Origin of the sequence: Pedobacter sp., assembly GCF_965249885.1 — a bacterium.
Taxonomy (GTDB): domain Bacteria; phylum Bacteroidota; class Bacteroidia; order Sphingobacteriales; family Sphingobacteriaceae; genus Pedobacter.
In genome coordinates this window covers 4,104,417-4,126,177 of sequence record NZ_OZ252254.1, presented here as the reverse complement: position 1 = coordinate 4,126,177, position 21,761 = coordinate 4,104,417, and the positions used below count along the sequence as shown (strand labels likewise).

The following is a 21,761-nucleotide window of genomic DNA, read 5'->3' as shown; positions in this document are numbered from 1 at the left end:
TTATACAAATGCAATTACTCGACGGAAAATACGTATCAGAAAAAGTTAAAGTTGAAATAGCGGAAGAAGCGGCTAAATTTACTGCTGATAGTGGCAGAAAACCTCACTTGGTTGCCATTTTAGTTGGTAACGATGGTGGTAGCGAAACTTACGTTGCCAGCAAGATGAAAAACTGCGAAAAAGTAGGCTTTAAATCATCGCTATATCGTTATGATAATTCCGTTACCGAGGCAGAGCTTTTAGAAAAAGTAAGAGAAATTAATGCAGATGCAGATGTAGATGGATTGATTGTTCAGTTGCCTTTGCCAAAGCATATTGATCCTGAAAAAGTGACCGAAGCCATTGATCCTAAAAAAGATGTAGATGGCTTCCATCCTATTAATTTAGGCAGGATGATGCGTAACTTACCTTGCTATATTCCAGCAACACCTTACGGAATTTTGCTGATGCTACAGGCATATAACATTGATACTACTGGAATGCACTGTGTTGTTGTTGGACGTAGTAACATTGTGGGCAGCCCAATGAGCGTTTTAATGGCTCGCAACGCGAACCCTGGGAATTGTACCGTTACGCTAACCCATAGCAAAACCAAAGATCTAAAAGAGCAAGTATTGCAAGCTGATATTATCATTGCAGCTATTGGCAAAAAGAATTTTATCACTGCTGATATGGTGAAGCCCGGCGCTATTGTGATTGACGTGGGTATCAACAGAGAAACCTCAACGGAAACTAAATCTGGATTTAAGCTTTACGGCGATGTGGATTTCGATAATGTAGCTCCTAAGTCTTCGTTCATCACCCCTGTTCCAGGAGGCGTTGGATTAATGACTATCGTTGGATTGTTGAAGAATACTTTAGCATCGGCTAGAAAAGAGATTTACTAATCAATATCATTCACCACCTAGACACTTTATACATATTCAAGTGGTTATCTATTTATAAATTCCTTACTCGTTACAGGAATAAAACACGTATAACTATTTTTTATCTTACGTAAGATATTTAACTTTGTGATGTTAAATTATAAACGGAGGTAAAAATGGATACTAAATTAACATTGAGTTTTGACCAAAATGTAGTTGAAAAAGCAAAGAAATACGCTGCTGCAAACAACATTAGTTTATCTCGTTTAATAGAATTTTTATTAACCCAAGTTACCTCTACACAATATAAATCATTAGAAGATTTTCCGATAAGTGAATGGGTAAGTAAAGTTGCTGAAGGTGAGGTAGAATACAAAAGAACTCCAAAAACACCCAGAAAAGATTTAAAAGACGAATTTTTTAACGCCAAAAAGTCCAAGTAAAATGATACGGATTTTTCTGGATGCCAATGTTTTAATTTCAGTACTAAACAAAGAATTCCCGTTATTTAATTATTCTTCAAGAATATTAAGTTTAGCGAGCCACCCTAAATTTGAAGTTTACACCTCTCCTATGTGCTTGGCAATTGCTTTCTATTTTGCGGAGAAGAAAAACAAATCCTTAGCAAAACAAAAGATTGCCACGCTTTGCGAATACATCAGAATTGCCGACAATACTGCTAGCGGAGTAATCGATACTATTTCTAACAAAAAAATCAATGATTTTGAAGATGGATTGGAATACTACGCTGCAAAATCGGTTAAATGCAGGTACATCATTACTGAAGATACTGAAGATTTTCACTTTTCAGAAATAGAAGTACTTTCCTGCGAACGTTTCTTTTCGGATTACCTGCTTAGCTGAATAATCTCTTCCAAAAACTATCTTTCATAGCAATGTAAATGCCATCATTCCTCTCTTCTATGGGATAAATTTCAATATAATCTCTTTGGGTAGCGGCACCTCTCCCCGTTTCCAAGTCATATTCGTATCGATGTATAGGACAAACAATATTGCCATTTTTACACCAACCATTACTTAACATTCCACCTGCGTGAGGGCACCTGTTTTGTATAGCATGTAGCTTCCCTTGGTTTCTGATCAAGCAAATTTTCTTTCCATTTACCTTAACCACGTTAATAAAATCCTGCTCAGGCAAATTCGTATCCAATTTAAACCATTTCATATCACTCTAAAATTACTTTGACAAGATACAGATATTAGTAGATTGTAGCATAATTACTTACCTTTGCATCCTTAATTTATGGCACATCATATTCCAGAAGACGGCACTTTACTTCCTTTAATGGAAGAATTTTATACGATACAGGGCGAAGGTTACAACACCGGCAAAGCTGCTTATTTTATTAGGCTCGGCGGCTGTGATGTAGGTTGTCATTGGTGCGATGTGAAAGAAAGCTGGGATGCGGAGTTACACGCCTTAACCCTTGCTGACGATATAGTAGCCAAAGCAAATACTTTCCCCGGGAAAGCAGTTGTGGTAACTGGAGGCGAACCATTGATTTATAATTTAGACTATCTAACAAAATCCTTACAGGAAAAAGGAATACTTACGTTTATTGAAACTTCTGGTGCCTATCCCCTTTCTGGTTCTTGGGATTGGATCTGTTTATCTCCCAAAAAATTTAAAGCGCCCAGACCAGATATCGCTCCTTTTGCCAATGAGTTAAAAGTGATCGTTTTCAATAAAAGTGATTTTGAATGGGCAGAGAAATATGCGGAAATGGTGGGTCCAAACTGCAAACTTTACCTACAGCCAGAGTGGTCGAAAGCCAAAACCGTTACACCGCTAATTGTGGATTATGTGATGGCTAACCCGAAATGGGAAATTTCTTTGCAAACTCATAAATTTTTAAATATCCCGTAATTTTGCTCATCGGTTAATTGATTAATTGTTTGTAAATTGCTACTCGGATTTATTCCGTTTACAGATTTATTAACCATTGATTATGTGCAGATACTTTCTTCTAATTTTCACGTTGCTGTTTAGCGTAATAGCATTTGGGCAGTCTAACGTTAAAAAAGCGCAAACAAGCTATGAAGATGCACAACAGTTTGTAAGACAGAATATTTTCGATGAAGCCATTAAGAATCTGAATGATGCGATAAAAGCTGATCCTAAATTTCAACGAGCTTATTTGCAACTCGGAGATATCTACAAACGTTTGAGAAATCTACAGAAAGCTAAAGAAAATTACAGATTAGCGATTAAAGCTGCACCTCCAGAAAGCCCAAATACCTACTTTATCCTCGGAGAAACTGAGTTACAAACCGGCGACTATAAAGAAGCTAAAGAAAACTTTCAGCATTTTATTTACAACGCTAACAACGTTGATCAAAAATTCATTGATAAAGCAAAAAAATACGTTATAGATTGCGATTTTTCGATCAATGCTATTAAAAATCCTGTTCCTTACCAACCGTTTAATATGGGTTTTTTCGTCAACAGTGAGTACCGCGATTATTTCCCTGCATTAACGGCAGATGGCCAAACCATCATCTTTACTAGAAACATTAAAGGCAATGAAGATTTCTATACTTCCGTGAAGAAAAATGGAGATTGGGAAAAAGCTAAATCGTTAAGCGACAACATTAATACTGTGAACTTTAACGAGGGAGCGCAATCGCTATCTCCTGATGGAAGATACTTGTTCTTTACTGGCTGCAATAGACCCGACGGTTTGGGAAGATGCGACATTTATGTTTGCCGAAGAGAAGGAAATGATTGGAGCAAACCTATAAATTTGGGGCAAACTATTAATACCGGAGAGTGGGAATCTCAACCCGCAATAAGTGCAGACGGCAGTACTTTATACTTTTTGAGTAACAGACCAGGTGGTTTCGGCGGATACGATATTTGGAAATCGGTAATGGATGAAGAAGGTTACTGGACAACGCCAACGAACTTAGGACCAAATGTAAATACACCCTACGATGAAGCTACACCTTTTATTCATCCCGATGGGAAAACGTTGTACTTTTCTTCAGATGGTTGGCCAGGATTGGGACAAAAAGATATCTTCATGAGTAAATTGCAAGCCGACGGCTCTTTTTCAAAGCCAATCAATTTGGGTTATCCTATTAATACCTTTAACGATGAATTCGGTTTCGTTGTTAGTGCAGATGGACAAGAAGGTTTATTTTCGTCGGATTTAGATGGAGGTTTTGGAGATGTAGATATTTATAGATTCAAGTTGCCGGAAGCATTTAAACCAGAGCCTATTACGTACGTTAAAGGCATTGTAAAAGATAACGACACTAAAATGCCTTTGGAAGCTTCTGTTTTGGTTATTAACTTGCGCAACAAACTTGCCGCTTACAATGAGATCACCGATAAAGTAACCGGAGATTTTATGGCCGTAATGCCTGCCAATGAAAATTATGCATTCAACGTTTTTGCAGAAGGTTACTCGTTATACTCCAAACACTTTGATATCAAACCTACTGATGCCAATAAACCTTTTGAATTAGAAATTTTATTAAAAAAATTCAAAATTGGTGGCAAAGTTCAGCTCAACAATGTGTTCTTCGACACGAATAAATCAGAATTACTACCTGCATCCTTGGTTGAGCTTAACATTTTGACTGATGTTTTAAAAAATAATCCTAACTTAATCATTGAGATACAAGGACATACTGATGATGTCGGCGATAACAAAGCGAATCAGAAGTTGTCTGAAAACAGAGCTAAAGCAGTATATGATTACCTGATTAGCAACGGCATCAACAAAAAGCAATTGACCTACAAAGGTTACGGCGAAGAAAAGCCCGCTTTTGACAATGCAAGTGATGACGGCAGACAAAGAAACAGAAGAACTGAATTTTTAATCATCAACATATAATGGAGCAGAACTACAAAAATCATATCAGATTTAACCCAGCGTACCATTTTCTAGCGGTACCTGTTACGTTTTTAGCATTTTGTTGTTCAGTATATCTCTTTTTAGCGCATAAAGATTTTACTCATGGTTTAATGGTTATTGGTTTTCTTCTATTAATAGTTGCATTATTTTTTGCGAGATATTTTTCATTAAGAGTTCAGGATAGAGCAGCAAGAGCTGAAGAAAGGTTACGCTATTTCATGCTTACGGGAAAGGCATTACCTACTGAATTGAGGATGGGACAAATTTTAGCATTGAGATTTGCTAGTGACGAAGAATTTGTAGCCTTAACGGATCAAACTTTACAGGAAAAGCTAAGTCCTAAAGAAATTAAAATGCTTATTAAAAATTGGAGAGCAGATAATTATAGAATTTAAAATCTAATCTTACTGCCTTTCAGCACATTAATTGCAGATCCTTCTGCTAGCATCACAGAAGAAAGAGTTTGATGGTTCAGCATGGCAAAATCTTCTCCGTAGTTGGCCTCAAAATCTACATCTATGTCGTATTCCCTTACTTGATAAGTTTGCCATCTAGGATGCTCAACTTGATACTCTGAGGTTAAGTTAGGAGCTAATTTGGTATAGCCCCAAAAATGTTCGGTTATAAACTCTTCTTCACTTCCAACACCCATATCCTTACAAACTGAACTTGCAATTACTGCGAATTTATTCCAATTCCTAAGCTTCCAATAGTATGCAACTGATAAAGCTTCTTCAGTATGCTGCCAAGTATGCTTCATTGGTAAAGTTTGGTATTTTTCTTTATAAACCGTATTAGCTACAAAGGTAATTGCTGGCTTGGGAACAATTTCTTTGATAAAAACAACCCCTCTTTTCCAAATCGTCCCCTCTTTAAACTTAACGTAGAACCTTAAATTTACCTCTTCAAAATTAACATGAAATGGGATACCAAAACCCCTCAGTTTGGTATCCATGAACATAAAACCCACCAAACTCACATAGAACCTTCCGTTCCAATCATCTAATTCTGTAAATGGAGGTAAATATTTAAGTAAGATTTCTTTATCAATCTCATAATTGGCTAATGCTAACTTACGCCATTGTGCAGATAAAAAAATACCCTTTGACATATTTTCGTTAAATAACTGCTTGTCTAACCCTAACTAACTTGACCAGCAATTCTTCCAGCAAAGCCAGATTCAACATGTTGGCACCATCTGATTTTGCATTAGCTGGATCTGGATGGGTCTCAATAAATAAGCCATCAGCACCTACGGCTATTGCGGCCTTAGCGATAGTAGTAATCAACTCAGGCTTACCTCCTGTTACACCACTGCTTTGATTAGGTTGTTGCAAGGAATGTGTACAATCCATCACAACTGGTACACCAAAGCTCTGCATTTCTGGTAAACCGCGATAGTCTACAATCAGATCCTGGTAACCGAACGTATTTCCTCTATCCGTTAAAATCACTTTGTTATTTCCAGCATCTTGGATTTTCTCTACTGCAAATTTCATTGATCCTGCTGACAAAAACTGGCCTTTTTTTACGTTTACTACTTTTCCAGTTTCCGCTGCTGCAAGCAAAAGATCAGTTTGACGGCATAAAAATGCTGGAATTTGAAGTACATCTACATAAGCAGCAGCCATTGCGGCCTCGCCACTTTCATGTATATCGGTTACTGTAGGTACATTAAATTCTTTACCCACTTTTTCTAATATTTTTAGCGCCTTTTCGTCGCCAATGCCTGTAAATGAACTTCCTTTACTTCTGTTTGCTTTACGATACGAGCCTTTGAAAATATATGGAATGTTTAATTTATCAGTTATTGTCACAATTTTCTCCGCAATACGAAGTGCGATATCTTCCCCTTCTATAGCACAGGGGCCAGCCATTAAAAAGAAATTGTTGCTATCAGTATGTTTTAATTTATCTAAGTAGTTTATCATTTTATCAAGTTGCGGATATGGACGCTTATTGCTATTTGTTTGTTGTATATTGATTATTGAAGTTTGGAGTTTAATTCAAACTATTAATTCCCCAATTCGCTCATAAATTTAATGCGCATCAATTGAATTTCTTCACGAGTATAATCAGTTTCTCCCAAATCTTTTAGGGCTTCATCAATGGAATCACTTTCGGCAGATTGAAAATAGTCAAAAACCTCATCTTGCCTATCTTCATCAATCATTTCATCGATATAATAAGTCAGGTTAAGTTTAGTGCCAGAGTTTACAATCGCTTCAACCTCTTTTAACACATCATTATAAGTAATTCCCTTTGATCGGGCAATATCTTCCAATCCAATTTGCCTGTCAATATTCTGAATGATAGATACTTTTAAGGCTGATTTATTAGCTTGAGTTTTAATTACCATATCCACCGGACGATCGATATCATTATCCTCTACATATTTTTTGATCAATTCGATGAAAGGTCCGCCGAATTTAAGCGCTTTACCATTTCCTACGCCTGAAATCTGCTTCAATTCGTCGTTAGTAATGGGATAATGCGTACACATCTCTTCCAACGATGGATCCTGAAATACCACAAATGGAGGCACATTTTTCTGTTTAGCAATTTTCTTACGCAAGTCTTTAAGCAACTGCAATAACTGGGTGTCAAGGGCACCGGTACCTTGCTTCACTTCTTCTTCATCGTCGTCACTTGCAGCTTCCATAACATCGTTTAATATAAACTTTAAACTGTACGGATTTTCTATGAATTCACGACCAAGTTTAGTTAGTTTTAACAGACCATAATTGTCAATATCCTTAGCGAGGAAGTTATTTAAAACCGCTTGTCTAATCAGCGATTTCCATAAAAGCTCTCCATCTGCTTTTCCAGCACCAAATTCTGGTAATTTACTATGTTCGTAGGCAATAGTTTGGGCGGTTTCTAATCCTAAAAATATATTCAAGAGATGTAAATCATCAAACTTCTCTCCTGTACTTTCAATCAATCTTAATAACGTAAGTAGATTTTCTTCCGCTTCAAATTGTTGCTTAGGCTTCTTGCAGTTATCACACATGCAATTACAACCGGTTTCATTAAAGTTTTCACCGAAGTAATGTAAAATTTGCTTTCTTCTACAAACGGATGATTCGGCGTAATCAATTACTTCCTTTAAAATTTGCGTACCAATTTCTCTTTCAGAAACCGGTTTATCTTTCATGAATTTGGCCAGTTTTTCTACATCCTTTTGAGAATAAAAGGCAACACATACACCTTCACCTCCATCTCTACCAGCCCTACCAGTTTCCTGATAATAGCCTTCCATGCTTTTTGGAATATCGTGGTGGATTACAAACCTCACATCAGGCTTATCGATTCCCATACCAAAGGCAATAGTTGCAACAATTACCTCCACATCTTCCATTAGGAACTTGTCCTGAGTTTCGGCACGTACTTTTGGCTCTAAACCAGCATGGTATGGTAGCGCTTTAATGCCATTGATATTTAAAGTTTCGGCTACTTCCTCTACTTTCTTTCTGCTTAAGCAATAGATAATCCCCGATTTTCCAGGGTTATATTTAACGTAGCGGATAATCTCTTTAGTGATGTTCCTTTTAGGTCTAATTTCATAAAACAGGTTTGGTCTGTTAAACGATGATTTGAACAATGTCGCGTCCATCATGCCTAAGTTCTTAATGATATCCTGTTGTACCTTAGGTGTAGCTGTTGCTGTTAACGCGATGATCGGTATATTATCTCCCAAACCCGCTATTACCTGCCTAATTTTCCGATATTCTGGCCTAAAATCGTGGCCCCATTCAGAGATACAATGTGCCTCATCTACCGCAACAAACGACAGTTTCAGCAAGCGTAAAAACTCTACATTTTCCTGTTTAGCTAACGACTCTGGAGCAACATACAGCAACTTAGTGCTGCCATTAAGTAAATCTGTCTTTACCTGCGTAATTTCCGATTTAGTTAAAGATGAATTTAAAAAGTGTGCGATGCTATCGCTACCACCAAATGCTCTGATTTGATCAACTTGATTTTTCATTAAAGCGATTAGCGGCGAAATTACAATCGCCGTACCCTCGCTCATTAAAGCAGGTAACTGATAACAGATAGATTTGCCACCACCAGTTGGCATTATTACGAATGTGTTCTTCCCCTCTAATATGTTGGTAATGATCGATTCTTGATCACCTTTAAAATTGTCGAAACCGAAAAAAGTTTGAAGGTTATCAAATAAAGACTTCTTGACGTCCATTTCCTTTGCTGAATATTGTGTGCTATTATTGTTCAAAATAACATAATTTTGCAGTAATTAAAGTATTAATTTACTAATAAATTCTCTTTGGAAAGTAAAAAATCTATAATTGATTCAGCTATCAATACCTTGAAGTTAGAATCGGCTGCCATTTTTGGCCTAATCGACTATATAAATGACGATTTTGTAGCGGTTGTGAATTCTATTTTGAACAGCAGTGGACGAGTAGTTGTGACCGGGATAGGCAAAAGCGCCATCATAGCTCAGAAAATAGTTGCTACGCTTAATTCGACTGGAACTCCCGCAGTTTTTATGCATGCAGCAGATGCCGTTCATGGCGATTTAGGGATGATACAAAAAGATGATGTGGTATTATGTCTATCTAAAAGTGGAAACACGCCAGAAATCAAATTACTTGCGCCACTCCTTAAACTATCAGGGAATACGTTAGTAGCAATGCTGGGCAACGTAAATTCTGATTTAGCCAAGCAAGCTGATCTAATCTTAAATACCACTGTGGAAAAGGAAGCTTGTCCACATAACCTAGCTCCCACTACAAGTACTACTGCGCAGCTAGCGATGGGCGATGCACTGGCGGTGTGTCTATTACAAGCCAAAAAATTTGAATCAGCCGACTTCGCTAAATATCATCCAGGTGGAGCACTAGGAAAACGACTCTACTTAAAAGCAGGTGATCTAGCGGCAAAAAATGAAAAACCCTCAGTATCAGCCCATGCGCCTGTTAAAGACATTATTATAGAAATTAGCAAAAACCGTTTGGGTGCAGTTGTTGTTACCAATGGTGATGATATTTTAGGGATAATTACGGATGGTGACATTAGGCGAATGCTGGAGAATCACACTAATCTGGAAAATATCAAAGCGATAGACTTAATGAATAGTAATCCGAAAACAATTGATGCGGAAGAGTTGGCCCTATTGGCTTTGGAAATCATTAAGAAAAATAACATTACCCAAATTTTAGTAACTAAAGATGATCGGTATTTTGGATTAATCCATTTACACGATCTATTACAAGAAGGTATAATTTAAAAGTATATATTTGCGGCAAGCATGAATAAAAATAAATACGCTTTAATTATGGCTGGCGGTGTTGGAAGCCGTTTTTGGCCAGTAAGTAGAACCGAATTCCCTAAACAATTTATAGATTTTTTCGGCATAGGAAAAACGCTCATTCAAAGCACGTATGAACGTTTTTTAGAAATTTGTCCTCCTGAAAATATTTTCATCGTTACTAACGAAATTTATACAGATCTAATCAAAGAGCAGCTGCCTGATATGATGGACAATCAAATTTTGGCTGAGCCAATGATGCGAAATACAGCGCCATGTATTGCCTACGGTGCTATGAAAATCGCTGAAATTAATCCAGAAGCTACCATAGTGGTTGCTCCCTCAGATCACACTATTGCTAATCAAGCGGCATTTGTTAAGGCGATTGATAAATGTATGGAAGTAGCAACTGGCTGCGAATGTTTAATCACTTTAGGGATAAAACCTAACAGACCGGATACAGGTTATGGATACATCCAATATGCTGATGAGACTTTGCAAGCAGACAATGACATACATAAAGTAAAAACATTCACTGAAAAGCCCAATTTAGAGTTAGCGAAGTCGTTCCTACAAAGCGGAGATTTCTTATGGAACGCCGGCATATTCATTTGGTCGGCAAGCGCAATAAACAAAGCACTGCAAACGCATTTGCCCGATATGCATGAAATTTTCACTAGCGGTAAATCATCTTACAATACAGTCAACGAAAAAGCTTTCATCTCCAACGCTTACCAACTTTGTACTAATATCTCTATAGATTTTGGCATTATGGAAAAGGCTGACAACGTTTATGTATTGCCTTCAGATTTTGGTTGGTCTGATTTAGGAACTTGGGCTTCTATTTATGAAATGGCTGAAAAAGATTACGTTGGTAATGCGGTAATTCCTTCTGAACAGGTAATGATGTACGATTCATCCAACTGCATGGTGAATGTTCCGGAAGAAAAGTTAGTAATTTTGCAAGGCTTACACGACTACATTGTTGTGGAGTCAAATAACACTTTACTGATTTGCCCTAGAGCAGAAGAGCAAAATGTAAAAAACATTGTCGCAGACGTAAAAGGCAAATTCGGCGGAAAATTCATTTAACCGAAGATAAAAGGGCTTTATCAATTGCTTTTCAGTAAATTATGATGCTGAAAGTTTTTGATAAAGCCCTATTTTTATGCTCTCTGCCTTACAGCTTCGTATAAAATTACACCAGCAGCAACTGAAACGTTTAAAGATTCGATACTGCCAGCCATTGGTATTTTAGCCAAGTAATTTGCTACTCGTAATAAATCGTTTGATATCCCTTCATCTTCTGAGCCCATTACTATTGCGGTAGGCAACTTATAGTCTGGCACATAGATCAAATCGTTAGTTTTTTCAGTACAAGCTACGATTTGCAAGCCGCTGTCTTGTAAAAAAAGACAGGTTTTGTGCAAATTTGCATGCCTACAAACTGGAATTGAAAACAAAGCGCCAGCCGAAGTTTTGATTGCATCTGCATTAATTTGAGCTGCATTTTTTAGCGGCACAACAATGGCATGAACTCCAACACAAGCCGCTGTACGGGCAATTGCGCCCATATTCCGCACATCGGTTACGCTATCAAGCACCAAAACAAGCGGTGTCTCCCCTTTTTCATAAATGGCTGGAATGATATCCTCAATATTTTGATAAGTGATTGGCGATATTACCGCAATTACACCTTGATGATTTTTTTGGGTCATGCGGTTCAATTTTTCGATAGGAACCACACTCAACGGAATTAAAGACCCAGATAGCAACGCTTTAAGTTCTAAAAACAGATCTCCCGACAAGCCTCTTTGTACGTAAATTGTTTCAACGTCTTTACCTGCTTTTATCGCTTCAATTACAGCTCTAATGCCAAATACAAATTCATTATTTTCTTTGAAACGCTCTCTTCTTTGGGGTCTTTTAAAATTATCCATATCAATTATTGAATTGCAAAAGTAACCAATTAAATAGTGTTTGTTTGAATGATTTTTTAATGAGTGATAATCGCTAGAACTAGAATGAATTAGCCGCCAATATCGTTATTCAAAAACGACATTATTATCAACATTAAATTGTTTACAACTCTTTGTAAATTTATAATATACTAAAAAATTTCATCGGTTTAGCACTCAACTTGTTGACAAACGACTAATAACTTCTTCAAACAAAAACCTGTGGTTTTGTTTACTTTTGTTTCATGAGTACAGAGAACGGACAAAAAGGACAGGACAAATTTTCATTATCAGCGAGAAAAAACAGACTATCAAATACAATAGCTACTGTGGATAAAATACAACCACAAGCTACAGATCTAGAAGAAGCTGTTTTAGGAGCGCTCATGTTAGAGAAAGATGCTTTGTCTGCCGTAATTGATGTACTTAAACCTGAATTGTTTTACGATGACAGGCACAAGCGGATTTTCGAAGCCATTCAACAGCTCTTTCAAAAATCTAAACCCGTAGATATTTTAACGGTAACTACCGAATTAAGAAGTAGTGGTAGTTTAGAAATGATTGGTGGTGCTTATTATGTAACATATTTAACCAACAGGGTTACTTCAGCAGCCAATATTGAGTACCATGCTCGTATCATTTCTCAAAAATACATTCAAAGGGAGTTAATTAGAATTTCTACGGAGATTATTAAAAATGCCTACGAAGACACCACAGATATCTTCGACTTGTTGGATATGGCCGAAAAGAATCTGTTTGATATTGCCCAAAATAACTTGCGTAGAGATACGCAAAAAATGGATGATATCATTAAACAATCGTTAGCATCCTTAGAAGAACTAAGAACCAAAACTGATGGTTTAACTGGAGTTCCATCAGGGTTTACAGATCTTGACCGTGTTACTGGCGGATGGCAAAAATCAGATTTAGTTATCATTGCAGCTCGTCCAGCGATGGGTAAAACTGCCTTTGTACTGAGTTGTGCCCGTAATGCCGCTGTTGATTTTCAAAAACCTGTGGTGGTATTTTCCCTAGAAATGTCTTCGGTACAGTTGGTAAATCGTTTGATATCGGGCGAGGCCGAAATTGAGCAAGAGAAAATCAGAAAAGGGAATTTGGCTGAATGGGAATGGCAACAATTGCACAGTAAAATTGGAAGGCTTTCGGAAGCTCCTTTATTAATTGACGATACGCCGGCACTTAATATTTTCGAATTTAGAGCAAAATGCCGTCGATTAAAGTCGCAGTATGATATACAAATGGTAATTGTCGATTACTTGCAGCTGATGCATGGTAAAGGTGAAGGCGGCGGTAACCGTGAACAGGAAATTGGTAGTATCTCTAGAGCGTTAAAATCAGTAGCTAAAGAATTAGATGTGTCAGTTATAGCACTTTCGCAATTAAGTCGTGCGGTAGAGAGTAGACCTGGACAAAATGGTAAACGCCCAATGTTATCCGATTTGCGTGAATCTGGTTCAATTGAGCAGGATGCCGATATGGTACTTTTCTTGTATCGCCCTGAATATTACGGCATTATGGAAGACGAAAGTGGTCGTTCAAATGCAGGTGTTGGTGAGGTAATTATAGGTAAAAACCGCCACGGTGAAACTGGAATTGTGCCGCTAAGATTCATCGGTAAGTATGTTAAGTTCGCTGATTTAGAAGATAGCTTCTTACCTCCGTCAAGTTTCTCAGCTGGAAGTGATAACGTTATGATGCCTTCTGAAAGCTTCGACAGACCCGGAAATATCATCATCAGACCTTCAAGTATGAATGATATGCAAGATGACGAACCACCATTTTAAATTCGTCATTGCGAGGCACGAAGCAATCTTAAGCTCCAAACTAACTTTAGTTATAGAGTTGCTTCATACCTCGCCTTAGCATATTAACTTGCCTTGGCGTCTGGTTTTTGTTCTCCAAAAATCCACCAAGCTTTTTTAGGTGATTTTAGCTTGAATATAGGTGCTGTCTCCTTATATTTTCTGATGTGTGCTACCACTTCATTTACATCATCAGTAAACAAAAGTAGATCCATATCTTCCGGACTAATTGTTTTTTGATCCATCATAAGTTGCACATGCTCGTAAATATGTTGATGAAATTCTTTTCCCATAATTACGATCGGAAATTTTTCAACTTTTCCGGTTTGAATCAAGGTTAGTGTTTCAAAAAACTCATCCAATGTGCCAAAACCTCCCGGCAACACCACGAAAGCATAAGAATACTTCCTTAATAACTCTTTTCTTACGAAAAAATATTCAATGTTAACGAAGGTATCTAGGTAAGGATTTTCATGTTGTTCATGGGGTAAAACGATATTACAACCAACGGATAAACCACCTGCATCTTTAGCTCCCCTATTTCCAGCTTCCATAATGCCTGGACCACCACCAGTCATAATGGCAAAACCTAGCTTTGAAATTTCCGAAGAAACCTCTCTGGCCATTTTGTAGTAAGGATGGTCCTCATTGAAACGTGCAGAACCAAAAACAGTAACGCATGGCCCCACAAAGTGTAACTTTCTAAACCCTTTGTAAAACTGATAAACTACGCCTAAAACATATTTCAATTCTTGCCAACGAGTTCTGGCACCTCTTAAAAAACTAACCTCTTCCTTAACAAATTTATTCATCTCTATTTCTTTTAAATCAACGCCTGCTAGTGTAAAAAACTAGCTTTACATTAGATGATATATCCTAAAATTACACCTGCCAATATCACCAATGCAGGACTAACTTTTGTAAAATTCAACAATAAAAAAGTAGCGAGCACAATAGTCAAAAACATCCAATTTAAACCAATCGGTGCAAGCAACATTAAAAAAGCAGCAACGATAAAGCCTACGCTCACAGCATTAATTCCAGATAGCGAGTACTTGATTCTCGAAATCTTCTTTAAATCGTTCCAAAATGGCACAATAAAAAGCACCAAAATCAAGCCCGGCAAATTGATGCCAAGTACTGCTAAAATTCCGCCTATCACCTGCCCTCCTATACCGTAGTTACCGTGCTTCATTCCTAAAGCGCCAATATAACTAGTAAACGAAAATGTGGGACCGGGTAATATTTGTTGGAAAGCAAAACCAGAGAGAAAATCTGTTTGGCCTAAATAATGTTTCATTTGTACAAACTCTGTAAACATTATAGGTACCAATACTTGGCCACCGCCGAAAATAAATATGCCGTTACGATAAAAATTTTCGAACAACCTTATAGGCAAACTAAATGGCGACGTGCGATTGATGATAGCACCCAAAATCGCCATGAGCAGCAATACTCCAACAAAGTAACTTAGCTTTTTAGGATTAACATTTGCGAATAAACCCACTCTCAATTCGGTCTCCTCCCTCGGCGTACCAATTGCTGAAGATACCATGCCGCCAATCAGTATCGCTAAAGGAAAAACATACGCCTCCCTTAATACCAAAGTACCAACTAAAGCGCCAAAAGCTAAAAAAATGGATACCTGATTTGTAAGTACTTTTCTGCCTAATTTGAAAGCGCCATAAGCTACAATACCTAACGCAATAGGATGAATATACTGCAATATTTCAACGAATTTATGCTTTTGATCCAATAGGGAATACCAAATTGCGGCCAAAGTCATCAGCGCTGCAGAAGGTAAAATCCAAATGAGAAAAGTAACAATTGATAGTTTTAAGCCGCCTACTTTGTATGCAATGCCAACCAAAGTTTGCGTTGACGCAGGCCCCGGTAAAACTTGAGCTAATGCATTTAATTCTAAAAGCTCTTCTTCGGTAACAAAATTGATGTTGGTAACAAAGTACCGTAACAATAACGACAAATGTGCTTGTGCACCTCCAAATGCAGTGAAGGTGAAAAGCAGTACATTCCTTAAAAAGAACAATTGTCGTTTAGCCAAGGGAATTAGATTTGATAGTGGTTCATTAGTTCAATCATTCATTAGTTCATTAGTCATTGATTATTGTTATCTATCATTTCTCATTGCCCATTGATGATTGGAATTTGATTACTGATTATTAGCTATTGCATCTTTCTAATCATCTTCGTAATCTAAACCAGCGGCACTATTATAGGCTCCTTGTAGTTCTGATAGTGCATGCATATCCCTTTTATTTCGGGCCGCCTGCATGCCTTTTTGATACACTTTAATTGCATCCTCCTTATTCTCTAACTTTTCATACAGTTTGCCCAAGTGATAATACGTCCCTACATAATCTGGATGTTTTTCTGTCAGTTGAAGATAATATTTTAAAGCGTTATCAGTATCGTTTGATACGTTGTACTCCGTTGCGATGGCATAAAGGATAAAACTATCGTTTGGATCGGCTTCTAAAAATTCAAATAATTTGGATAATCGCTGGTTTTGCATTTTAATTCCCTGCTTTTTTAATTAAATTTGTATAATTTATTTTAGCCACATAATAATCTGCAAAGGTGTTCTTTCAAACGTAAAAATCATCTGTTTATAAATTCTAAATAATTTTATGAAAATAGATTTAGATTCTATAACATTGCAAATATATTATGCAAGCATAACAATTTAACTTAAGTATTATGAAAATATTAGTTTGTATCAGTAATGTTCCCGACACGACCACAAAAATAACTTTTACGGGCGACAATACCGAATTCAATACAGCCGGAGTGCAATATATTGTAAATCCTTATGATGAAATTGCCTTATCTCGTGCTATTGAGCTTTGTGAAGGCGGAAAGGGTACAGTTACCGTAATTAACGTTGGCGAAGCTGCTACTGAACCAACCATCAGAAAAGCGTTGGCAATTGGTGCAGATGATGCCGTTAGAGTAAATGCAGCTCCAAGAGACGCTTATTTTGTAGCGAATCAAATAGCTACTTATGCTAAATCAAATGAGTTTGATATGATTTTATGTGGTAGAGAATCAATTGATTACAACGGTTCGCAGGTTGCTGCCATGGTAGGCGAATTGCTAGACATACCTTCTATCTCCATCATTAAAAAATTAGATTACGACGGCAACACTGCAACCATTGAGAGAGAAATTGAAGGCGGAAAAGAAGTGGTTAGCGTGAGCGGAAAGTTTGTAGCGAGCTGCGCAGAAGGAACTGCCGAGGCTAAAATTCCAAATATGAGAGGAATTATGTCGGCAAGAACAAAACCTTTGCAAGTTGTAGACGCTGTTGCGGTGGAAGAAGTTGGCAAAATCACAAAGTTTGAAACTCCTGCACCTCGTGGCGCCGTAAAACTGATTCCTGCTGAAAGTGCAGAGCAATTGATTGATTTATTGCACAGCGAAGCAAAAGTGATTTAATCGATTGGCCCGAATTGAAAATCAATAATTAACTAAGTATCAAACATTCTCCTTTGGGAGATTTCAAATAGATTAACATGTCAGTATTAGTATATGTAGAACAAGTAGAAGGAAAGTTCAAAAAATCTGTTTTCGAAGCAGTTTCTTATGCAAAAGCAATTGCCGATCAGCAAGGAACTGGCTTAACTGCCATTTCAATTGGCAATGTAGCAGAAAGCGAACTTAATGAACTTGGAAAATATGGCGCAAGCAAAGTGCTAAAAGTTGAAACAGACCAACTTCAAAACTTTGTGAACCAAGCTTATGCAGCGGTAATTGCCGAAGCTGCTACTAAGGAAGGCGCAAACATTGTTGTTTTATCTAACTCGTTTTCGGGCAAAGGTTTAGCACCACGAATTGCAGTAAAACTTAAAGCAGGTTTAATTGATGGTGCTGTAGAATTGCCTACCAATGAAGGTGGCTTTTCAGTTAAAAAAACTGCTTTTTCAGGTAAAGCTTTCGCTATTACCACTTTAACTTCAGCAAATAAAGTGATTGCGCTTAACCCTAACTCGTTTGGTGTTAAAGAAAATGCAACTACGGCGACCATCGAAGCTTTTAGCCCTGAAGTAAAATCAACTGATTTAGCTGCCATAGTAAAGGAAATTGTAAGAGCTACGAATAAAGTATCGTTACCTGATGCAGAACTTGTGGTATCTGGAGGTAGAGGTTTGAAAGGACCTGAAAACTGGGGCATGGTAGAAGAACTGGCAGATTTGTTAGGGGCAGCAACAGCTTGCTCTAAACCAGTTTCAGATGCTGATTGGCGACCACACTCAGAACACGTAGGACAAACTGGTATCGCTATTAGCCCTAATTTATACATCGCCATTGGTATTTCTGGAGCTATCCAACACTTGGCTGGAGTTAGCTCTTCAAAAGTAATTGTGGTAATCAATAAAGATCCAGAAGCTCCTTTCTTTAAAGTAGCTGATTATGGCATAGTTGGCGATGCATTTGAGGTAGTGCCAAAAATTATTTCAGCTTTAAAAGCTCATAAAGGGTAAACATATCTGTTGCCTGGGCTGTTGATATCATATTGACAGCTTAGGCTGCATATAAAATATGAAGAAAGTAAAACTTGATATAGTAGGACTATCGTATAGCCAAACACAATCTGGAGCTTACGCATTAGTGCTGGGAGAAGTGAACGGGAGGCGTAGGCTGCCAATCATTATTGGCGCATTCGAAGCGCAGGCAATAGCCATCGAAATTGAAAAGATGTCTCCTACCCGACCACTTACACATGACCTATTCAAATCATTTGCGCAGGCGTACGAAGTAGAAATTACAGAAGTGCTCATTTACAACTTGGTTGATGGTGTATTTTTCGCCAAATTGATGTGTAGTAAGGATGGCGAACAAATTGAAATTGATGCCCGTACTTCAGATGCTATTGCCATTGCAGTTAGGTTCAATGCGGTAATTTATACCTACGAATTTATACTGGCTTCTGCTGGCATTGTGATTGAAGGTAACGATTTTCTATTCTTAGAAAATTTGGAAGGCATTACAGGAAGCAGCGGAGCATCTACGCAAGAAACCTCTCCTGAACCTACGCCAGTATCAGGTTATCAAAGTTTAACGATTGAAGAGCTGCATAACAAACTCGAAAAGGCACTTGCCGATGAGGCTTATGAAAAGGCAGCAAGAATACGAGATGAAATTAATAGAAGAAATGCAGGTAAATAACCTGCATTTTTTGTTTAGCCATCACGCCCTCAATCGTTTTCATCAAAAGGTATATCAAAACATCTAACAAATTCATTTTGCTATTAGATAATAGATTTTTTCAAATCAAATAATTGCTGTGCATCTGCGTCAATTTTAAAAAAAATCTTATCTTCAAACCTTTAAAACTAACAACCAAAACATAATATTATTTATGAATATAAAGCTGCGCTTAACGATCATGAGCTTCATGCAATTTTTTGTGTGGGGCGCTTGGCTAATTACTATCGCAAACTATTGGTTTGGTACCAAACAATGGGACGGAACTCAATTTGGAGCCATTTTCGCCACTATGGGCTTTGCATCTCTGTTTATGCCCACCCTAACAGGGATCATTGCTGATAAATGGATCAATGCCGAGAAGCTTTATGCCATACTTCACATTTTATATGCAGCTGTTCTATTTTATATTCCGCAAGTAGCAAGCCCCAATTCATTTTTTTGGACGATGTTACTGGCCATGTGCTTTTACATGCCAACCATATCGCTAAGCAACTCTATTTCCTACACTACGCTTAAGTCAAGTGATTTAGATGTGGTAAAAGATTTTCCGCCGATAAGAGTTTGGGGCACGATTGGTTTTATTGTAGCCATGTGGGTAACTAACCTTACTGGAAGTAAAGCGTCAGCTTATCAATTTTACATCGCTGGCACAGGCGCTTTGGCGCTTGGCATTTATGCGTTTAGCTTACCTCAATGTAAACCTTCGAAACTGATTTCCGAGAAAGCTACTTTCATGGAAACTTTTGGTCTAAGTGCATTTAAACTTTTCGCCAACTATAAAATGGCTCTTTTCTTTATCTTCTCTATGTTTTTAGGAGGCGCATTGCAGCTTACCAATGCTTATGGAGATGTTTTTTTAGATGAGTTTAAGCACTTCCCGAAATATGCGGATTCATTCGTGGTAAAATACTCAACTATTATCATGTCCATATCGCAAGTTTCGGAAACGCTTTTCATTTTGGCTATTCCATTTTTCCTTAAGCGTTTTGGAATTAAAAAAGTAATGATTATTGCCATGTTAGCTTGGGTTTTCCGTTTTGGTTTGTTCGCCTATGGTGATCCTTCCGGTAATTTATGGATGATTGTGCTTTCTTGTATTGTATATGGTATGGCATTTGACTTTTTCAATATTTCAGGCTCCCTATTCGTTGAGACTTCTACTACTCCAAAAACCAGATCATCTGCACAAGGATTATTTATGATGATGACTAACGGTTTTGGTGCCGTTTTCGGAAGCTTAATTTCAGGCTGGATGATTGATAAATACTTTACAAAATCTTTTACCAACGTAAATGAAGTTGCTACTTATGTTGATTCAAGCGCTGATAATGCACACTTACTGTCATTTATAAAAAGTCAAGGTATTACGATGTCTGCTAATGGCAGCTTTGACAATGCCCTGTTCATGAAAGATTGGCAACACATTTGGCTTTCCTTCACGATTTATGCCCTAATTATCACGGTACTTTTTGCAGTAATGTTTAAGCACAAACATACCAGAGCCGAAGAAGAAGCAATCAATAAAATAAGTCACTAATATTATCATTACGTTCCGATGTCATCCGTAAAGCTTAGGAAAGAGAAAAACTGTTTAAATTGTGGTCACGACGTTGAAGAAACCTATTGCCCACACTGCGGACAGGAAAACATTGAGTTGAAAGAAGATGCTTTGCACATGATTACTCATGCTATTGCAGATTATTTCCACTTCGAACATAAATTTTTTGGCACTATTAAGCCGCTACTTTTCAAGCCGGGCAAACTTACTGTAGATTATGTAGCAGGAAAAAGAGTTTCATTTCTTCATCCCATCAAACTGTACATTTTCATTAGTATCGTATTTTTTATTTTGATATTTAGTGGCAGTGAGAAAAAGAAACATGAAGAAAAATCAGTAGCTAAGGTTGCTCAAGAGATACAACAAGATTCGGTTGAAATTGATGATGTTGCCGATGTTAAACAAATACTGAGATATCTACCAATTAGTAGGTCACAAAAAGACAGTATCATCAATGAAGTAAAAGCTGAAATTAAAGCAAAAGGACATGCATCTTTAAAAATTGACTCCGCTCAATTTAAAAAAGGAAATTTTGATATGTTTTCCGAAGAAAAAACGGTGGAAGACTATGAAAAGAAACAACGTGCCTTACCTAAAGAAAAACGAGATAATTTCATTGTAAACTATTTTACTAAAAAGAGTATCCAGTTCAAGAGTTATCCGGATCCTAAAAAGAAAATTCAAGAGGATATCATTAAATTCATCCCTAAGATGATGTTCGTATTGTTGCCTTTATTCGCTTTGATTTTGAAGTTGGTGTACATTAGGAAACATCGATTTTACTATGAACATTTAATTTATTCTTTTCATACGCACTCGGCCTTATTTTTAAGCTTTATTTTGATCAAGGCATTCAGCTGGCTTAGTGGATTTGTTCTCGACATCAGCTCGTGGATACAATTTGCAGGCTTTATTTACATCGTCTGGTATATTTATCGATCATTACGAACTTTTTACGGTAGTAGCAGATGGATCACTGTATTGAAGGTGTTCTTCCTAGGATTTTGCTACAGTATTTTGTTGACCATTTGCTTTCTAGGTATTATCGCTATTAGTTTTATCGGCGGGTAATCTTCTGTATTAAAGTATATTTCATTGGTTTTTGTGACTTATACTATTACAAGTCAATATCGAACTATGTCTCGTTAAAGAAGCGCCGATGATG

The 21,761-nt window shown here is 37.3% G+C and carries 22 protein-coding genes; 14 read left to right on the top strand and 8 right to left on the bottom strand.

All coding sequences use genetic code 11. The features are described 5' to 3' along the window. The first annotated feature begins 8 nt into the window (after window positions 1-8). The 3 genes from ACY2A0_RS17340 (at window position 9) to ACY2A0_RS17330 (ending at window position 1,730) form a co-directional block, all read left to right on the top strand. Entirely contained in the window at window positions 9-887 is an 879-nt protein-coding gene (locus ACY2A0_RS17340; protein WP_461790639.1) for a bifunctional 5,10-methylenetetrahydrofolate dehydrogenase/5,10-methenyltetrahydrofolate cyclohydrolase, read from the top strand. 155 nt (window positions 888-1,042) lie between these two features. Continuing rightward, window positions 1,043-1,309 carry a DUF6364 family protein gene (locus tag ACY2A0_RS17335; protein ID WP_461790638.1) on the top strand — a complete coding sequence of 89 codons (267 nt, stop codon included), beginning with the start codon at window positions 1,043-1,045 and terminating at the stop codon, window positions 1,307-1,309. Window position 1,310: 1 nt separating this feature from the next. Then, window positions 1,311-1,730 carry a PIN domain-containing protein gene (locus ACY2A0_RS17330; protein ID WP_461790637.1) on the top strand — a complete coding sequence of 140 codons (420 nt, stop codon included), beginning with the start codon at window positions 1,311-1,313 and terminating at the stop codon, window positions 1,728-1,730. Here ACY2A0_RS17330 and ACY2A0_RS17325 read toward each other — a convergent pair. After that, window positions 1,723-2,052: a Rieske (2Fe-2S) protein gene (locus ACY2A0_RS17325; protein ID WP_461790636.1), complete on the bottom strand. Its 330-nt coding sequence runs from the start codon at window positions 2,050-2,052 to the stop codon at window positions 1,723-1,725. The two genes, ACY2A0_RS17330 and ACY2A0_RS17325, sit on opposite strands and share 8 nt — an antisense overlap. A gap of 78 nt (window positions 2,053-2,130) precedes the next feature. Between ACY2A0_RS17325 and ACY2A0_RS17320 the strand changes: the two genes are divergently transcribed. From ACY2A0_RS17320 to ACY2A0_RS17310, 3 genes are all read left to right on the top strand, one after another. Then, complete coding sequence (locus ACY2A0_RS17320; RefSeq protein ID WP_461790635.1) at window positions 2,131-2,754, top strand: 7-carboxy-7-deazaguanine synthase QueE; 624 nt, start codon at window positions 2,131-2,133, stop codon at window positions 2,752-2,754. An 82-nt stretch (window positions 2,755-2,836) separates the two neighbouring features. Then, window positions 2,837-4,729, top strand: a complete 1,893-nt coding sequence (locus ACY2A0_RS17315) for an OmpA family protein (protein ID WP_461790634.1) — start codon at window positions 2,837-2,839, stop codon at window positions 4,727-4,729. Continuing rightward, window positions 4,729-5,145: a DUF6526 family protein gene (locus ACY2A0_RS17310; protein WP_461790633.1), complete on the top strand. Its 417-nt coding sequence runs from the start codon at window positions 4,729-4,731 to the stop codon at window positions 5,143-5,145. The genes ACY2A0_RS17315 and ACY2A0_RS17310 overlap by 1 nt, the downstream gene beginning before the upstream one ends. Here ACY2A0_RS17310 and ACY2A0_RS17305 read toward each other — a convergent pair. The 3 genes from ACY2A0_RS17305 to recQ all read right to left on the bottom strand — a co-directional run bounded on the left by ACY2A0_RS17305 (window position 5,142) and on the right by recQ (window position 8,954). Next, window positions 5,142-5,861, bottom strand: a complete 720-nt coding sequence (locus tag ACY2A0_RS17305; protein ID WP_461790632.1) for a YqjF family protein — start codon at window positions 5,859-5,861, stop codon at window positions 5,142-5,144. The genes ACY2A0_RS17310 and ACY2A0_RS17305 overlap by 4 nt on opposite strands. Before the next feature lie 7 nt (window positions 5,862-5,868). Continuing rightward, entirely contained in the window at window positions 5,869-6,681 is an 813-nt protein-coding gene (gene kdsA / locus ACY2A0_RS17300) for a 3-deoxy-8-phosphooctulonate synthase (RefSeq protein ID WP_461790631.1), read from the bottom strand. An 83-nt stretch (window positions 6,682-6,764) separates the two neighbouring features. After that, complete coding sequence (gene recQ, locus ACY2A0_RS17295) at window positions 6,765-8,954, bottom strand: DNA helicase RecQ (protein WP_461791074.1); 2,190 nt, start codon at window positions 8,952-8,954, stop codon at window positions 6,765-6,767. An 87-nt stretch (window positions 8,955-9,041) separates the two neighbouring features. Here recQ and ACY2A0_RS17290 point away from each other — a divergent pair, with 87 nt between their 5' ends. Both ACY2A0_RS17290 and ACY2A0_RS17285 read left to right on the top strand, forming a co-directional pair. Then, on the top strand, window positions 9,042-10,007 hold the full coding sequence (locus ACY2A0_RS17290; RefSeq protein WP_461790630.1) for a KpsF/GutQ family sugar-phosphate isomerase: 966 nt from the start codon (window positions 9,042-9,044) through the stop codon (window positions 10,005-10,007). 21 nt (window positions 10,008-10,028) lie between these two features. After that, window positions 10,029-11,120: a mannose-1-phosphate guanylyltransferase gene (locus tag ACY2A0_RS17285; RefSeq protein ID WP_461790629.1), complete on the top strand. Its 1,092-nt coding sequence runs from the start codon at window positions 10,029-10,031 to the stop codon at window positions 11,118-11,120. 74 nt (window positions 11,121-11,194) lie between these two features. Here ACY2A0_RS17285 and rlmB read toward each other — a convergent pair whose 3' ends face one another. Continuing rightward, on the bottom strand, window positions 11,195-11,968 hold the full coding sequence (gene rlmB / locus ACY2A0_RS17280; protein WP_461790628.1) for a 23S rRNA (guanosine(2251)-2'-O)-methyltransferase RlmB: 774 nt from the start codon (window positions 11,966-11,968) through the stop codon (window positions 11,195-11,197). A 263-nt stretch (window positions 11,969-12,231) separates the two neighbouring features. Between rlmB and dnaB the strand changes: the two genes are divergently transcribed. Beyond that, window positions 12,232-13,791 (top strand): replicative DNA helicase, encoded by a 1,560-nt coding sequence (dnaB, locus tag ACY2A0_RS17275; RefSeq protein WP_461791717.1) that lies wholly within the window; start codon window positions 12,232-12,234, stop codon window positions 13,789-13,791. A gap of 83 nt (window positions 13,792-13,874) precedes the next feature. On the opposite strand, the gene ACY2A0_RS17270 is transcribed toward dnaB, so the two are convergent. The 3 genes from ACY2A0_RS17270 to ACY2A0_RS17260 form a co-directional block, all read right to left on the bottom strand. After that, window positions 13,875-14,621: an LOG family protein gene (locus ACY2A0_RS17270; RefSeq protein ID WP_461790626.1), complete on the bottom strand. Its 747-nt coding sequence runs from the start codon at window positions 14,619-14,621 to the stop codon at window positions 13,875-13,877. Between the two features lie 50 nt (window positions 14,622-14,671). Further along, complete coding sequence (chrA, locus tag ACY2A0_RS17265; protein WP_461790625.1) at window positions 14,672-15,871, bottom strand: chromate efflux transporter; 1,200 nt, start codon at window positions 15,869-15,871, stop codon at window positions 14,672-14,674. A 135-nt stretch (window positions 15,872-16,006) separates the two neighbouring features. Further along, window positions 16,007-16,342 carry a tetratricopeptide repeat protein gene (locus ACY2A0_RS17260; protein ID WP_461790624.1) on the bottom strand — a complete coding sequence of 112 codons (336 nt, stop codon included), beginning with the start codon at window positions 16,340-16,342 and terminating at the stop codon, window positions 16,007-16,009. Between the two features lie 185 nt (window positions 16,343-16,527). Between ACY2A0_RS17260 and ACY2A0_RS17255 the strand changes: the two genes are divergently transcribed. The 5 genes from ACY2A0_RS17255 (at window position 16,528) to ACY2A0_RS17235 (ending at window position 21,667) form a co-directional block, all read left to right on the top strand. After that, window positions 16,528-17,265 carry an electron transfer flavoprotein subunit beta/FixA family protein gene (locus ACY2A0_RS17255; RefSeq protein WP_461790623.1) on the top strand — a complete coding sequence of 246 codons (738 nt, stop codon included), beginning with the start codon at window positions 16,528-16,530 and terminating at the stop codon, window positions 17,263-17,265. 77 nt (window positions 17,266-17,342) lie between these two features. Continuing rightward, window positions 17,343-18,311: an electron transfer flavoprotein subunit alpha/FixB family protein gene (locus tag ACY2A0_RS17250; protein ID WP_461790622.1), complete on the top strand. Its 969-nt coding sequence runs from the start codon at window positions 17,343-17,345 to the stop codon at window positions 18,309-18,311. 58 nt (window positions 18,312-18,369) lie between these two features. Further along, on the top strand, window positions 18,370-18,996 hold the full coding sequence (locus ACY2A0_RS17245) for a bifunctional nuclease family protein (RefSeq protein WP_461790621.1): 627 nt from the start codon (window positions 18,370-18,372) through the stop codon (window positions 18,994-18,996). A 193-nt stretch (window positions 18,997-19,189) separates the two neighbouring features. Next, window positions 19,190-20,575, top strand: coding sequence for a nucleoside permease (locus ACY2A0_RS17240; RefSeq protein ID WP_461790620.1), 1,386 nt, complete (start codon window positions 19,190-19,192; stop codon window positions 20,573-20,575). Window positions 20,576-20,593: 18 nt separating this feature from the next. Further along, window positions 20,594-21,667: a DUF3667 domain-containing protein gene (locus ACY2A0_RS17235; RefSeq protein WP_461790619.1), complete on the top strand. Its 1,074-nt coding sequence runs from the start codon at window positions 20,594-20,596 to the stop codon at window positions 21,665-21,667. Window positions 21,668-21,761 lie beyond the last annotated feature (94 nt).

What these genes read in the sequence shown, in the direction of transcription:
- ACY2A0_RS17245 (WP_461790621.1), top strand. Translation starts at nt 18,370, where the DNA reads ATGAAGAAAGTAAAACTTGATATAGTAGGACTATCGTATAGCCAAACA.
- recQ (WP_461791074.1), bottom strand. Translation starts at nt 8,954, where the DNA reads ATGGACGTCAAGAAGTCTTTATTTGATAACCTTCAAACTTTTTTCGGT.
- ACY2A0_RS17315 (WP_461790634.1), top strand. Translation starts at nt 2,837, where the DNA reads ATGTGCAGATACTTTCTTCTAATTTTCACGTTGCTGTTTAGCGTAATA.
- ACY2A0_RS17255 (WP_461790623.1), top strand. Translation starts at nt 16,528, where the DNA reads ATGAAAATATTAGTTTGTATCAGTAATGTTCCCGACACGACCACAAAA.
- ACY2A0_RS17250 (WP_461790622.1), top strand. Translation starts at nt 17,343, where the DNA reads ATGTCAGTATTAGTATATGTAGAACAAGTAGAAGGAAAGTTCAAAAAA.
- dnaB (WP_461791717.1), top strand. Translation starts at nt 12,232, where the DNA reads ATGAGTACAGAGAACGGACAAAAAGGACAGGACAAATTTTCATTATCA.
- ACY2A0_RS17235 (WP_461790619.1), top strand. Translation starts at nt 20,594, where the DNA reads ATGTCATCCGTAAAGCTTAGGAAAGAGAAAAACTGTTTAAATTGTGGT.
- ACY2A0_RS17310 (WP_461790633.1), top strand. Translation starts at nt 4,729, where the DNA reads ATGGAGCAGAACTACAAAAATCATATCAGATTTAACCCAGCGTACCAT.
- ACY2A0_RS17285 (WP_461790629.1), top strand. Translation starts at nt 10,029, where the DNA reads ATGAATAAAAATAAATACGCTTTAATTATGGCTGGCGGTGTTGGAAGC.
- ACY2A0_RS17260 (WP_461790624.1), bottom strand. Translation starts at nt 16,342, where the DNA reads ATGCAAAACCAGCGATTATCCAAATTATTTGAATTTTTAGAAGCCGAT.
- ACY2A0_RS17240 (WP_461790620.1), top strand. Translation starts at nt 19,190, where the DNA reads ATGAATATAAAGCTGCGCTTAACGATCATGAGCTTCATGCAATTTTTT.
- ACY2A0_RS17335 (WP_461790638.1), top strand. Translation starts at nt 1,043, where the DNA reads ATGGATACTAAATTAACATTGAGTTTTGACCAAAATGTAGTTGAAAAA.
- ACY2A0_RS17325 (WP_461790636.1), bottom strand. Translation starts at nt 2,052, where the DNA reads ATGAAATGGTTTAAATTGGATACGAATTTGCCTGAGCAGGATTTTATT.
- rlmB (WP_461790628.1), bottom strand. Translation starts at nt 11,968, where the DNA reads ATGGATAATTTTAAAAGACCCCAAAGAAGAGAGCGTTTCAAAGAAAAT.
- ACY2A0_RS17270 (WP_461790626.1), bottom strand. Translation starts at nt 14,621, where the DNA reads ATGAATAAATTTGTTAAGGAAGAGGTTAGTTTTTTAAGAGGTGCCAGA.
- kdsA (WP_461790631.1), bottom strand. Translation starts at nt 6,681, where the DNA reads ATGATAAACTACTTAGATAAATTAAAACATACTGATAGCAACAATTTC.
- ACY2A0_RS17340 (WP_461790639.1), top strand. Translation starts at nt 9, where the DNA reads ATGCAATTACTCGACGGAAAATACGTATCAGAAAAAGTTAAAGTTGAA.
- ACY2A0_RS17330 (WP_461790637.1), top strand. Translation starts at nt 1,311, where the DNA reads ATGATACGGATTTTTCTGGATGCCAATGTTTTAATTTCAGTACTAAAC.
- ACY2A0_RS17305 (WP_461790632.1), bottom strand. Translation starts at nt 5,861, where the DNA reads ATGTCAAAGGGTATTTTTTTATCTGCACAATGGCGTAAGTTAGCATTA.
- ACY2A0_RS17320 (WP_461790635.1), top strand. Translation starts at nt 2,131, where the DNA reads ATGGCACATCATATTCCAGAAGACGGCACTTTACTTCCTTTAATGGAA.